This window comes from Streptomyces sp. NPDC005266 (assembly GCF_040607655.1).
Lineage (GTDB): Bacteria > Actinomycetota > Actinomycetes > Streptomycetales > Streptomycetaceae > Streptomyces.
Genome location: NZ_JBEXHC010000029.1, coordinates 82219 through 95374, shown reverse-complemented (window position 1 = coordinate 95374; position 13156 = coordinate 82219). Strand labels below are relative to the sequence as shown.

General features: G+C 69.7%; 12 protein-coding genes. 5 read left to right on the top strand and 7 right to left on the bottom strand.

Features of this window, described 5'->3' with window-relative positions; genetic code table 11:
• Positions 1-315 precede the first annotated feature (315 nt).
• Positions 316-1476 (bottom strand): alkaline phosphatase PhoX, encoded by a 1161-nt coding sequence (locus ABZU99_RS32760; protein ID WP_356050283.1) that lies wholly within the window; start codon positions 1474-1476, stop codon positions 316-318.
• A gap of 325 nt (positions 1477-1801) precedes the next feature.
• On the opposite strand from ABZU99_RS32760, the gene ABZU99_RS32755 reads away from it, so the two are divergent.
• Genes ABZU99_RS32755 through ABZU99_RS32745 form a run of 3 tightly spaced genes read left to right on the top strand, consistent with a single transcriptional unit; the run spans position 1802 to position 2734 of the window.
• Positions 1802-2173 carry a phage holin family protein gene (locus tag ABZU99_RS32755; RefSeq protein ID WP_356050284.1) on the top strand — a complete coding sequence of 124 codons (372 nt, stop codon included), beginning with the start codon at positions 1802-1804 and terminating at the stop codon, positions 2171-2173.
• Positions 2170-2463: a DUF3618 domain-containing protein gene (locus ABZU99_RS32750; RefSeq protein ID WP_355954531.1), complete on the top strand. Its 294-nt coding sequence runs from the start codon at positions 2170-2172 to the stop codon at positions 2461-2463. The genes ABZU99_RS32755 and ABZU99_RS32750 overlap by 4 nt, the downstream gene beginning before the upstream one ends.
• Before the next feature lie 4 nt (positions 2464-2467).
• The gene (locus ABZU99_RS32745; RefSeq protein ID WP_356050282.1) at positions 2468-2734 is read left to right on the top strand and encodes a DUF4235 domain-containing protein; all 267 of its coding nucleotides are present in this window, start codon (positions 2468-2470) and stop codon (positions 2732-2734) included.
• 380 nt (positions 2735-3114) lie between these two features.
• Here the strand turns inward: ABZU99_RS32745 and ABZU99_RS32740 are convergent, their stop codons facing one another.
• Complete coding sequence (locus tag ABZU99_RS32740) at positions 3115-3648, bottom strand: ferritin-like domain-containing protein (RefSeq protein WP_356050281.1); 534 nt, start codon at positions 3646-3648, stop codon at positions 3115-3117.
• A gap of 167 nt (positions 3649-3815) precedes the next feature.
• Between ABZU99_RS32740 and ABZU99_RS32735 the strand changes: the two genes are divergently transcribed.
• On the top strand, positions 3816-4637 hold the full coding sequence (locus ABZU99_RS32735; RefSeq protein ID WP_356050280.1) for a methyltransferase domain-containing protein: 822 nt from the start codon (positions 3816-3818) through the stop codon (positions 4635-4637).
• A gap of 376 nt (positions 4638-5013) precedes the next feature.
• On the opposite strand, the gene ABZU99_RS32730 is transcribed toward ABZU99_RS32735, so the two are convergent.
• Positions 5014-5148 carry a hypothetical protein gene (locus tag ABZU99_RS32730; RefSeq protein WP_355954543.1) on the bottom strand — a complete coding sequence of 45 codons (135 nt, stop codon included), beginning with the start codon at positions 5146-5148 and terminating at the stop codon, positions 5014-5016.
• Between the two features lie 569 nt (positions 5149-5717).
• Between ABZU99_RS32730 and ABZU99_RS32725 the strand changes: the two genes are divergently transcribed.
• Positions 5718-8390 (top strand): SpoIIE family protein phosphatase, encoded by a 2673-nt coding sequence (locus ABZU99_RS32725; protein ID WP_355954545.1) that lies wholly within the window; start codon positions 5718-5720, stop codon positions 8388-8390.
• A 143-nt stretch (positions 8391-8533) separates the two neighbouring features.
• Here ABZU99_RS32725 and ABZU99_RS32720 read toward each other — a convergent pair whose 3' ends face one another.
• The 4 genes from ABZU99_RS32720 to ABZU99_RS32705 all read right to left on the bottom strand — a co-directional run bounded on the left by ABZU99_RS32720 (position 8534) and on the right by ABZU99_RS32705 (position 13090).
• Positions 8534-9787, bottom strand: coding sequence for a glycosyltransferase (locus ABZU99_RS32720; protein ID WP_356050279.1), 1254 nt, complete (start codon positions 9785-9787; stop codon positions 8534-8536).
• 67 nt (positions 9788-9854) lie between these two features.
• A complete protein-coding gene (locus ABZU99_RS32715; protein ID WP_355955124.1) occupies positions 9855-10592 on the bottom strand; it encodes an NAD-dependent epimerase/dehydratase family protein in 738 nt (245 codons plus the stop codon).
• The gene (locus tag ABZU99_RS32710) at positions 10592-11617 is read right to left on the bottom strand and encodes a Gfo/Idh/MocA family oxidoreductase (protein ID WP_356050278.1); all 1026 of its coding nucleotides are present in this window, start codon (positions 11615-11617) and stop codon (positions 10592-10594) included. Before ABZU99_RS32710 ends, ABZU99_RS32715 begins: the two co-directional genes overlap by 1 nt.
• Before the next feature lie 3 nt (positions 11618-11620).
• Positions 11621-13090, bottom strand: a complete 1470-nt coding sequence (locus ABZU99_RS32705) for an NDP-hexose 2,3-dehydratase family protein (protein WP_356050277.1) — start codon at positions 13088-13090, stop codon at positions 11621-11623.
• Positions 13091-13156 lie beyond the last annotated feature (66 nt).

Genomic DNA, 13156 nt, shown 5'->3' with positions numbered 1-13156 from the left:
TGGCGAGGCATCGCCACCCGCTACGACAAGACCCCGGGGAGCTACCTCGCCGGACTCCACCTCCGGGCCTCCGTGATCTGGATCAAGGACCTCACACGAGCGGCCTCTTGATCACGACCGAATACGCTCCCTAGTGGTGACACGGCAACCTCCCCGCGGACCGGCGGCAGCGGATCGGCCGGTGGTACCGCTTCCACCACATCCGCGTGGGCGTCATTGTCGGCGCGTTCGTCCTGTTCACGGCCGCCCTGGTGTGACGCACTGCCGACGGTCCCGGACGCCGCCGCCGGCCGCGTCCGGGACCACGGTTCGCGGTCAGGTGCGGAAGGGCCCGGTCACTTCGTACGTGATGCCGCCCGAGGAGCTCCCCGTGGTGCCTCGCTGCGAGGAGAAGTACAGGCGGTTGCCGCTGGGCGAGAAGGCAGGACCGGTTATCTCGGAGCCGGACTGGCCGGTGATGCGGAGGAACGGCGCGACGACGTCATCCGGGGTGATGACGCAGATCTCCATGTTTCCGCCGTCCTCGGCGACGAAGAGGTCGCCGGACGAGGAGCCGGTGACATTGTCCACGCCGGTCAGTGGTGCGCTGCCGCCTGTGACGAGGGTGTCGTCGTAGGCCAGCTCGTAGGTGTTGTTCGTCAGATTCAGCTGCCACACGCGGTTGTCGCCCTTGGTGGTGAACCAGACGGTGTCGTTCGCGTAGTGACAGCCTTCGCCGCCGTTGAACCGCTTGACGCCGGAGACCTGATTGCGGGTGGCGGTGGGAGAGCCGTCGGGGTCGGGGACGTTGGCCCAGGTGAACGACCCGGAAGTACCCGTACCGGCCTTGAGCACCTGCAACGTGCCGGAGGACAGATTGCCCCATGTGGCAGGAGTGAAGCGGTACAAGCAGCCGTCGGTCTCGTCCTCGGTCAGGTAGATGACGCGGCGGACCGGGTCGGCCGCGGCCGCCTCGTGCTTGAATCTGCCCAGGGCGTCGCGCCGGGTGGCGGCGTTCACGCCCCACGGGTCGGTTTCGTAGACGTAGCCGAGGCTGACCTCTTCGCAGGACAGCCATGTGTTCCAGGGCGTTTTGCCGCCGGCGCAGTTCTGCCGGGTGTTGGACATGATGCGGTAGGCGCCGGTGACGGTGCCCGAGGAGTTGAACTTCACGGCGCTGACGCCGCCGCCGGGGTTGATCTCGGAGTTGGAGACGTAGATCCATCCGCTGCCGTCGGCGAAGCAGGCCCCGCCGTCGGGAGCGTTGTGCCAGGTGTATGACGTGCCCGCGACCGTCTGCCCGGACCGGGCAATGACGCGGCTGCTGAAACCGCTGGGCAGCTGGATGCCATTGGCGTCGGCGGACCCCAGCGCCCCGTACGGGCCGGGACCGGGCTGGGCCGGGGCGGCGTAGGCCGCCCCCCGCATGAGGGTGCCACCGAAGGCAGCGGCTGAGGTGCCGATGACTGCTCCGCGCAGGAAATTGCGACGTTCCACAGTGACTCCAGGGGGTGACGTATTCCCGCCATCCCGGACGGATGACAGGACGCGCAGGACAGTAAGGGAGCGTCGGGACAAAAGCAGTTGACGGTGCGCCAACGAACGGTGAATGGCTGTCGGCTCTGCCGGGACAGATCGAGAAGGTCTTATCGTCTGCCGTGAACCGGGCCGTTCGGGGTACTCGCGCGCTCACCGGATGGCCGGGCGCCACGACACGCCCGGCCCGTACGAACGAGAAGGACGGGAGGTGATCGCCGTGTCGAGTACGCAGCCGCACTCCGACGGACCCGAGCACAGCACGCGCGGCGCCGGCTCGGAGCCGGTGAGCGAACTGGTGCAGCGGGCGTCGCAGCAGTTGACGGAGCTGGTGCGCGGCGAGCTGAGGCTGGCGCAGGCGGAGATGCAGGAGAAGGGCAAGCGCTACGGGAAGGGCGGCGGGCTGTTCGGCGGCGCGGGCGTCGTCGGCTTCCTGACGCTGGAGGCGCTGGTGGCCACCGTGATCGCGGCCCTGGCCGTGCCGCTGCCGGTGTGGGCGGCGGCGCTGATCGTCACCGCGGTGCTGGGTGTGATCGCCGCCGTGCTGGCCATGAGTGGGAAGAAGCAGGTCAGCCAGGCCGCACCGCCGGCACCGGAGCAGACCGTCGAGAGCGTCAAGGCCGACGTGGCCGAGATCAAGGAGAGTGTGCGTCGATGACCCAGCCGCCTCACGAGGAGCACAGCGCCTCGAGCCCCGAGGAACTGCGCGAACAGGTCGAGCACACCCGTCACGAGCTCGGGCAGACAGTGCAGGCGCTGGCGGCCCGGACCGACGTCAAGGCCCGCGCCCAGGAGAAGGCCACCGAGGTCAAGGAACAGGCCGCCGTCAAGGCCGGCGAGCTGAAGGCCAAGGCCGCCGAGGCAGGGCAGGCCAACCGCGTGGTGCTGCTCGCAGTGGCCACCGGCGCCATCGTGGTGTGGCTGGCGTTCCGTCGCAAGAAGGGCTGAGCACATGAAGGCTTCGAAGATCGGCTACAAGCCGGTCGGCCTCGCCCTGGGCGCCGTCAGCGGCATGATCGCAGGCAGCCTGTTCACACAGGCGTGGAAGAGGTTCGGACACGACGACGACGCGCCGGATGCGACCGACGAGGACCGGGCCTGGAGCGAGGTCCTGCTGGCCGCCACGCTGCGGGGCGCCATCTTCGCCGCGGTCAGGGCCGCCGTCGAACGCGCCGGCGCCACCACCGCTCGCCGCCTGACCGGCACCTGGCCGGGCTGACGGAAGGACGAGGGGTGCCGCTATGACACGGATACCGGCACCCCTCCCCGCCAGCGCTGCCGCCCGAACCATGCCACGTGGGGCGGGGGTCGTAGGCCCCTCGTTGCTGATCTTGGCCAGCGTCGAGGCGAGGTGGGGGCCGGGGTGCTCGTCGCTGAAACGCCCGCGGCCGAGCTCGGGCGGCCGCGACCGGTGGCGTCAAGGGCCGAGCGCTGATGGCCGGTGAGGTCCCCCCCGCTGGTCCGGAGCGGCCACGGCGGCGCGCATGGCGCGCACGACCGCGTCGGTGGGACGCCGCTGACGCGTCGAACCTGTGCCTCTCCGGCAGCCCCTTGCGCGAACCGTCGCGCGCCGCTGTGCCGGGCCCGCTTGGCCGGCCGTCAGACGCCGATCAGGTCCACCAGGTCGTCTGCGTGCTCTTCCTCTTGCTCCAGGATCGACTCCATCAGCCGGCGGGTGGTCGGGTCATGGTCGCCCAGCCAGCGGATGATCTCCTGATAGCTGGTGATCACAATGCGCTCGGCGAGCAGGTTGTGCTCCAGCATCGCCTTCAAGTCGTTGTCGGCCGGTGTGGTGTAGTCGGTGTGGGCGCGCTGGGTCAGCGAGGCGGGGTCGAAGTCGGGGTCACCGCCGAGCTGGGAGACCCGTTCGGCGGCGCGCAGCGCGTGCTGCATCTCCTCCCGCGCGTGCTCGGTGAACTCCGCGGACACCTGGGCGCGGTCGATTCCGCTGGCCGAGATGGCGTGGCGGGTGTAGCGCAGCCAGCACACCACCTCGGTGGCGATGACATCGTTGAGGATGGCGATGACCCGGTCCTGGTCCAAGCCGTAGGCGCCCGTCACCGGCCCGGCCGCCATCTTCTGGCGGGCCTCGTCGCGGATCCTGCTCACGTCCAGCACGAAGTCGTCGCTCATCAGTGCCCTCTCTGGTCTTCTCGGGGTGGGGGGAGTGTTCCCACCGGGTCCTGGAGAGACCGCCCGGGGGTCTGAAGATGACTGGTTCGCCGCACAGCGCCAGCCGATCGGCGGTATCCGTACGATGATGTGGTGCCTGGCCACAACCAGGGAAAGAGGTAGCGCCCATGACACTCAAGCCGCCTGTCGGCACCAGCCCGCACAGCACCGGCACGGTGGATGAGGGCGCTGCGCGGGAGCGTGGTCGTCTGGAGTCCATCCAACGCAACGTGGACGCCTTCACTATCGGCCTCATTCAGGACCTTCCCGTGGAAGCGTCCTGGAACTGCCTGGAACTGGGAGCGGGTGCCGGTTCCATCGCCTACTGGCTTGCCGAGCGCTGCCCGGACGGACGCGTCGTCGCCGCGGACATCGACATTCGCTACCTGGAGGCCGGCCGAGCCGCGAATCTCGAGATTCAGGAAGCCGACATCACCCGCGAGGACTACGCGCCGGGCAGCTTCGACCTCATCCACGCCCGCTACCTGTTCTGCCACCTGCCCACGCGAGACGAAGTGATCAGGCGGGCGGCCGACTGGCTCTCGCCCGGCGGCTGGCTCGTCGTCGAAGAGCCCTATCACCTGCCGGTCGAAACCTCTCCCTTCCCGCTGGTCCAGCGCATTCTGGCGGCCTATCAACAGAAATACGGCGAGTACGGGGCCGACATGACGTGGGCACGCAGCCTTCCTGCCCACCTCGCCCGCAGCGGGCTGAGCGAAGTGTCCTACTCCGGAAATCTCGGCTGCATGGGCAACCTTGGCGCAGACCGCTGGTTGCCCCTCATCACCCAGGCAGCGCCTGCCCTCATCGCCGACGGCCTCATCACGGAGAAGGATCTGGCTGCATTCTCCGACCTGCTGAAAGACCCAGCCTTCATCGACATTCCCCAAGTGACCATCTCGGCATGGGCCCGACGCCCCTTGGAGACGCCGAACTCGCCCCCACCGTAATCTGATATCCATAGGGCTGTAAGGCACTGGACAGAGGATCGGATACGGGCCGCCGAGCGCGGAGAGAACCCGACTGTGCCGGTCCGCACGCGCACCGAGTGGGCCGTAATCGGCGGTACCAACACCTTCCGGGCTATAGCCCGCTGCTGTACGCGGGTGAGGCGAACCACCTGTCCGATGTGGAGCGGGACGGGCGCGCACGATTCTTTACGACTGGGGGCCTGCTCGGTTTCTCCACGGCCCCGTGTGGCGTTACGGGACCAGAGGCTTGCCCCGGAAGACCGGCTGGGCCCCCGGCACGATGCGCTCCGGCAGGACATCACGCGGACGCTGAACGCACTGCTTTCCGAGGCGTACGGCGCTTGAACCATTCGGCTCATCGGCTTTTCTGATACCGGCTCAGCCGCTCCCGCAGCACTCCGCTCTCGCCTGCCCGGGCCATCACCGAGGCCGCGAACAGCTCGGCCATGGGGGAGGCGATGTTGCCGTCCCGCACCCCCGGCTGCGTCATGTACGGCGGTCCGGCCCGGCTCCGTCCACCTCGGCACCGACCGGCGGGGGCACACCACCCCGCCCCAGGACGGCGATGGCGGCGGCCCGCCGACACCGGCGCCCAGGTCGGCCTGATCGCCGGTATCGCCGCGGCTCTGGTCGCGGCCGGTGGCGGTCGGCCACCACCGGGCAGCAGTTCGCGGTCGCCGGGCGCGAGGGCGACTGGACGGCGATCTGGTACCTCGGCCAGCGGGCGTGGTTCCAGAATCCGAAGGGGCGGCCCACGGCGGTGGTGTGGTGGAAGCGCCGTAAATCAGCCGGACAGAGCTGACCCGGCACCAACCGCGTCGTCTTGGGCCCCGCACCCGCGCACACGGCAGGTGCGGGGCCCAAGCGCGGGATCCGTCATGAACGACCGTCGAAGCGTCCCCCTGGGCGCTTCGACGGTCAGGGGGACGCACGGGTGTTATGAATGTGGTCATGAAGGAATCTTCCCGACTATTTCGGACGTCGCTGCATCGCCCGTTCGGCGGGCCATCGCGCGATCGTCGGGAGTCCCTGCTGAACCTGCGCAGTGTCGCCGGGCAGATGTTCCTCATTCAGGTCATTACGGCCGTACTGCTGGTGGCGGCCGTGCTGACGGCTGTGGTGTTCCAGTCGGCGCATGACGCCCTGCGGCAGGGGCGCCGGGAGTCGGTCGCCGTGGCCCAGGCGTTCGCCAATGCTCCGGGCGTGGTTCAGGCGCTGCGCAGGCGGAATCCGACGGTGGTGCTGCAGCCGCGCGCGGAAGCGGCTCGCAAGCGTGCGGGTGTGGACTACATCGTTGTCATGAACAGAAAAGGGATTCGCTACACCTACCCTTATCCGTCCGAGATCGGGAAGAAGTTCATCGGCAACATCCGACCGGCGCTGGAAGGCCGTACCACTGTCGAGCGGGCAGGTGGACCCCGCCTGCCGACCGGTCGCGGAACGGCCGTCCAGGCAGTGGTCCCGGTGATCGACGACGCCGGCGCGGTGGTCGGCCTGGTCTCCGCCGGTATCACGGTCGACAACGTGGCGAAACTGTGGATGCCGAAGCTGCCGATCACCATCGGCACGGGCGTGGGCGCGCTGACCGTGGCTACCGCCGGGACAGTGCTGGTGTCCCGGCGGCTGCGACGGCAGACGCATGACCTGGGTCCGGCGGAGATGACGCGGATGTACGAGCACCACGACGCGGTTCTGCACGCGGTGCGGGAGGGAGTGCTGATCACCGACGCCGAGGGGCGGCTGCTGCTGGTCAACGACGAGGCCAAGCGGCTGCTTGGCCTGCCGGCCGATGCGGAGGGGCGGTATGTGCGCGACTTGGGGCTGCCGGAGGACATCGTGCGCATGCTGGAGTCGGAGGAGGCGGTCACGGACGAGGTGCATCTGGCGGAGGACCGGTTGCTGGTGGTGAACAAGCGGCCCACGTTCCCGAACGGGGCCCGTGCGGGCAGCGTGGTGACGTTGCGGGACACCACGGAACTGGCGGCGGTGACGGGGCGGGCCGAGGTGGCGCGGGCGCGGCTGCGGCTGCTCTATGAGGCGGGGGTGCGGATCGGGGCGACGCTGGATGTGGCGCGTACGGCACAGGAACTGGCTCAGGTCGCGGTACCGCGCTTCGCGGATGTCGCCACGGTGGATCTGCTGGATGCCGTGATGCGGGGGGAAGAGCCCACGGCGGAGCAGAGGTGGCATCTGCGGCGTGCGGCGATCAGCGGCGAGGAGCACGAGGTGCCGCTGTGCCCGGTGGGCGAGAAGATCACGTATTCCCCGGCCGCGCCGCAGATGCAGGCGTTGGAGCAGGGACGGGCGGTGCTGGTGGCGAACCTGCGGCGGGCGCCGGGGTGGCAGGAGCAGGGTCCGGATGGCACCCGGAGGGCGCTGGAGCACGGGTTGCATTCGCTGGTGACCGTGCCGCTGCAGGCCCGGGGTGTGCCGCTGGGCGTGGTGAACTTCTACCGGATGGGGGATTCGTCGGCGTTCGAGCGGGAGGACCTGTCCTTCGCGGAGGAGCTGGCCGCGCGGGCGGCGGTGGCCATCGACAACGCGCGGCGGTTCACCCGGGAGCATGCGATGGCGGTAACGCTGCAGCGGAGTCTGCTGCCGAGGGGGCAGCCGGAACAGGACGCACTGGAGGTGGCCTGGCGGTATCTGCCCTCAGAGGCGGGGGTGGGTGGGGACTGGTTCGATCTCATCCCGCTCCCCGGCGAACGCGTGGCGCTGGTGATGGGCGATGTCGTCGGCCATGGGCTGCATGCGACGGTGACGATGGGACGGCTGCGCACCGCGGTGCAGAACTTCTCCGCGCTGGACCTCCCGGTGGACGAGGTGCTCGGATACCTGGACGACCTGGTCGTGCGCATGGACAGCGAGGAGAGCACCGCCGAGGACGGGGTGACGGGAGCGACATGTCTGTACGCCATCTACGACCCGGTGGCAGGGGCCTGCACGGCGGCCCGCGCAGGACACCCCGACCCGGTGGTGGTGTACCCGGACGGGACCGTCACCTGTCCGGACGTGCCCGCCTCGGCCCCGCTCGGACTGGGCGGCTACCCCTTCGAAACGGCCGAGCTGTGCCTGCCCGAGGGCTCACGCCTGGTGCTGTACACCGATGGGCTGGTGGAGGACCGGGGCCGCGACATCGACATCGGGCTGGCCGCGCTGCGCCGAACGCTGGAGCGGGCCGCGGCGGGCACTCCCGATGAGATCTGTCGGGCGGTGATGGACGCGATGATGCCGCCACACCCCTCCGATGACATCGCGCTGCTGGTGGCGCGCACCCGGTTGCTGCCGCGGTCGCGCGTGGCGGAGTGGGACGTGCCACCGGACCCGGTGGCGGTGGCCTGGGTGCGGGAGCGCTGCAACGAGACGTTGCGTGAGTGGGGGCTGGAGGAGGTCGTGTTCACCACGGAACTTATCGTCAGCGAGCTGGTCACTAACGCGATCCGCTACGGATCGCCTCCGATCCGGGTACGGCTGCTGCGCGGGCGCAGTCTGACCTGCGAGGTGTGGGACGGCAGCAGCACCTCGCCGCGTCTGCGGCGGGCGGCGACCATGGACGAGGGTGGGCGGGGGCTGTTCCTGGTGGCGCAGCTCGCTCAGCGATGGGGGACCCGGTACACACCCGGCGGCAAGGTCATCTGGACCGAACAGCCCCTCGAAAACGTTATGTCCGCCGGCGGGGTGCGCACACCGGTCGACGTTCTCCTTGAGCAGTTCGATGACCCCACCCCCTGAGCTCGGACGGTGCTGAGGCCGGGCCGCACCGCCGGCCCGGCGGTGCGGCCCGAGGCCCGAGGCCCGCGGCCCGAGGCCCGAGGCCCGAGGCCCGAGGCCCGGCGATGCGGCCCGCGGCCGGCGGCCGTCAGGACGTCAGGACCTCACGCCGCGGCTTCCGTCGAGCGCCGACCGTGCCAGCGCCGCACCCACTCCTCCAGGATGTCGACGGCCTTGCCCGTGCCGTCCTCGGTCCGCACGGACTCGCCGATCTTCGCCGCCTTGGCGCGGAGCAGCTCGTCGGTCAGGGCGACGCCCAGTGCCTCGTCGAGGGCCTCGGCGGTGAACTTGGAGAAGGGTATGGGCTTGGCCGCGACCCCCAGAGCATGGACCTGTGCCGCCCAGAACGGGCTGTCCGCGAACGTGGGCACCACCACCTGGGGCGTACCGGAGCGCAGCGCCTCTCCGGTGGTGTTGCAGCCGCCGTGGTGGATGACGGCAGAGGAGCGGGGGAACAGCCAAGGGTAGTGTGCGTCGTCGACCCGTAGCACGTCGTCCGGGACGGAGTCCGGGCCCCCGCCCACCATGACGAGCCGGCGGCCGTGGGAGCGGACGACGTTCAGTACCTTCTCCAGGGTCTTGGCGGGCGGGTGCACCGGCCAGATGCTGCCGAAGGACAAGGTCACCGGGGGAGTGCCGGACTCCATGAACTCGACCAGCTCGGGGGAGGGGGCCCACTTCCGGTCCCAGAACCAGTAGCCGGTGATGTGCGACAGCCCAGGCCAGTCGGCGGGCTCCGTGAACAGCGTCCGGCTCACCGGGCAGAGCAGCGGGACCTCCCGGCCCAGGTTGCCGTACGGCGCGCCGAAGGGGAGCTGCGGCAGCCCCGCGTCCTTGCGGAAGTTGCGCATGGTGACCGAGTCCAGCATGCCCGCCATGCGGTGGGTCAGCCGGTTGTACAGTCGCCCCAGCCTGACCTGGGGGGCCATCATCGCCGGCCACTGGGCGGTCGGATTCAGCGGCCACCAGCTGAGCGAGCACCACGGGGTGCTGCCGTCGTCCTCGAACATGATCCGGCTGAGAATGCTGTTCACCACCAGATCGGCGCCCGCGGACACCTCCGCGACCCGGGCGGCGAGCTCGCGGTGGTGCTCGGCGCTCTGCCGCGGCACCTTGCGGGCGGCGCGGAAGAGCGAGGCGCCCTGCTGCAGCGCCTCGGCGAGGGCCGGATGCTGCAGGAAGTCACGAGGGCTGCCCGGCAGCGCGGTGAAGTCCAGCTCGGCTTCCCGGACCAGAGCCGCGAAGTCCTCATGGGTGGCGAGGGTCACCGTGTGTTCCCGGGACCGCAGAGCCCTCCCCAGCGCGATGAAGGGCTGGACGTCGCCACGGGACCCCGTGACGACCAGCGAGACGTGCATGACTCCTCCGTACGAGAGTGTCTGATGAGAGGGTGCCGGTCGGGCACGCTCAGGAGCACGGGACGTATCAGTAGTACGGGACGTACCGGTCGAGCATCCGGTCGAGATAACCGGGGTCGGTGACCGACCGCATCCCGGGCAGCAGCCCGCACAGCTTGTCGATCGAGACCCGGGTCACCGTCGGGGCCACGTCGACCACCTCGTGCCGTGGACGGGCCGCCATGCGCCGCTCGATGCCCCGGATCAGCTCCTCGACCGGCCGCGGTGTGCCCGAGGCGACGTTGACCACCTCGCCGTGCACATCCTCGGTGAGCAGTCCGTCGATCGCCCGGACCACGTCGGCCACGTCCACCAGGTCGCGGTGGGTGTCGCGGTACAGGGTGACGCTGCCTTCGCGGATCTGGCCGACGAAGGACGGCAGCAGTTGGTGGGGCCGCTGCCACCGGCCCACCGCGTGGCTCAGGCGCAGCACCAGCCAGTGAGCCCCGGTCTCGGCGATGGCGCGTTCCAGCATGAGCTTCCGCTCGCCGTAGGGCGAGGGCGGGGCCACGGGTGTGTCCTCGCTGACGGCGGTGTCCGTGATGCCGTACATGGCGTGCGAGGCACTGGACAGGAAGACGAGGCGCCGGCCCTCGCGCAGGCAGCGCCGCGCGGTCTCGCGCACCAGCGCTTCTTCGCGGGCGAACTCTTCCGGGGCCCGGACGCCGGTGCTGGACACCCCGGCGGCCAGTACCGTGGCATGCGGGTGCCGATCGGCGATGCCGGCCAGGTTGCGGGCGATGAATCCCCTGCCGACGATCTCCATCAGGTCCGCTTCCGCGCGGTGACGCGCAGGGCGGACTCGGAGATCCGGGCGAGCAGTTCGGCGGTGCGGATCGTCGTGTCGGCCCAGTCGGCGTGGCCGGAGTCCGCCCCCGTGGCCCACGTCTGCCGTACCGCGTGGGCGAAGGAGGCCACCGAGTTGGCGAACTGGTGCTCGGCCGGGAGCACGATCTCCTCGGCGTGGTCCTGCTCGTCGATGCGGACCAGGGGCGACATGGTGTGCGGCGGGGTGAACGCCCGGTCGACGGTCAGCCGCCCCTTGCTGCCCCACAGGGTGTACTTCGCGCCGTAGCTGTGCTCGAAGCCGAAGGTGAGCGTCGCGGTCTCCCCGGCCGCCGCCATGAGCAGGGCGCTGCCCGCCACGTCGACCCCGGCCTCCGGATCGTCGCGCAGGGCGGCACCGGCGACGGTGAGATCGTCGCCGAGGAAGTACTGGGCGAGCCGGACGGGGTAGATCCCGGCGTCGAGGAGCGCGCCTCCGCCGAGCTCCGCCCGGTAGCGCACATCGGTGGGGGGCAGCGGCGGGAAGCAGAACGAGGCGTCGACGTGGCGGAGGTCCCCGATGCGGCCGGCCGCCAGCAGCTCGGCCACCCGCCGGTGCAGTCCGTGGTGCACGAACGCGATGTTCTCCCGCAGGACGAGTTTCCGCTCCGCCGCCAGCCGTACCAGGTCCGCCGTGTCCGCCGGGGTGGTGGTGAGCGGCTTCTCGGCCAGTACGTGCTTGCCGTGGACGAGGAGTTCGCGCACCCACGGGTAGTGCAGGGCGTTGGGTACCGAGACGTAGACGGCGTCGATGTCCTCGTCGTCGATCAGCCGCTCATAGCCCTGTACGGCGGCGCAGCCGAACTCGGCGGCGAAGTCCTCGGCCTTATCCCGGTCGCGGCTGGCGATGGCGACGATCGTGGTGTCCGGGACGTCCCGCAGCGCGGGGAGCGCCCGCCGCCGGGCGATCGAGGACGCGCCGAGGACACCGACGCGGAGGGGGGCTGACTCGGAGGACCTATTCATCGCTCAGCACCCTTCCGGTTGGCGTATCAGGCTGTGCAGACATGTGGTGAGGCTCCTGGCCTGGACGTTCACGTAGTGGCTGTGCTGGAGGAGCTGGGCCAGTTGATGCAGGGTCACCCAGCAGAAGTCGTCGGGGACCGCCATGTCGCGATCGGGGGCCACCTCCACGATCATGTAGCGGCCGCGGGTGCGGAAGAACCGTCCGCCCTCTTCGGAGAGCGTGGTGTCGAAGCGGACGCTGTCGGGGGGCGCGCCGAGCACTTCGTCCAGGAACGGCGGATACGCCTCGGGAGGCAGGGCCTGGTAGTTCTGGGGGGTGCACTGCACAGTCGGGGCGAGCTCGACCACGTCCACGAAGCCCGGCTCCGCCTTGACGTTGACCAGGACGTGCAGCACCCCGTCGATCCGCTGTACGAGGAAGGCGACGACGCCGAGGTCCCGGGCATGGATCATCGGCTGGGTCCAGCCGCCGACTTCACGGTTGCCGGTGTGTACGTCCACCGCCATGACGTCGAAGAACAGGCCGGTCTCATGCGATATCCGGTCAGCGGACCACTGCCAGCCCTGGACGTCGTCGAGGTTGATGAGGGTGGCGTCGATCTCGACGCGCACCCGGGCGTCGGTGATCCAGCTCCGGATGTGGCGGGTGGTGTGGAGGGTGGCCTCGTCCTCGCTGAGCGACCTGAGGAGCGCGGTCCGGAACGTGCCGCCGCCGGCGGCGTGGGTGCCGGCGAGGCCGCGGCCCGCGAGCGGGAGGCAGGACAGCACCGTGCGGGCGTCCATGTTCACCAGATCGTCGGTGCGGAGTAACTCGTACAGCTGGCCGATCGACAGCCAGCAGAAACCGGGCAGCGGTTCGACGTCCTCGGAGACTTCGACAATCATGTTGCGATTGCGTTTCCGGTGGAACCAGGAGCCTTGTTCGGACTGGAGCACGTCGGCCAGCACATGGTGGGACCGCGGCCTGCGGAAGAATTCGAGATACGGTACCGGCTTACCGCCGTGCACCCCCGTGTAGTTGCTCCGGGTTGCCTGCACGGTGGGTGAAAGTTGTATACCGTTGTGGTTTCCGGGCTCCATTTTGGCCTGCATGAGGCAATGCAGGACGCCCTTGACTTCCTTGACCAGGATGCCCAGTACACCGACTTCCGGCTGCACGATGATCGGCTGTGACCACCCGCGGATTGGTCCTTGGCCGCTCCGCACTCGCAGGCCCTGTATCGAGAAGAACCGGCCCGAGTCGTGCACTAGATTTCCGGTCGATTTTTGGAATCGCCAGCCGACCAGTCCGCTGAAGGGTATCTCGCTCACCCTTGACCAGTCGCCGGCAGTGTACTCGGCGAACCACTGGTGAAAACCCCACCGATTCGTGACCGTTCCGTCGGCGGCCAGTGCGGAGCGCGCGACCCGCGCTGCTAAGTCGCTGTCCAGCGCCTGTGACGTCGGGGGACAGCCTGGGGAGCTGCGGGTCACCAATCACTCCTTGTTCCGCACGGCGTGCAGGGCTGCGTCCTTGCCCACTCCCGCTTTAGTGGCAAC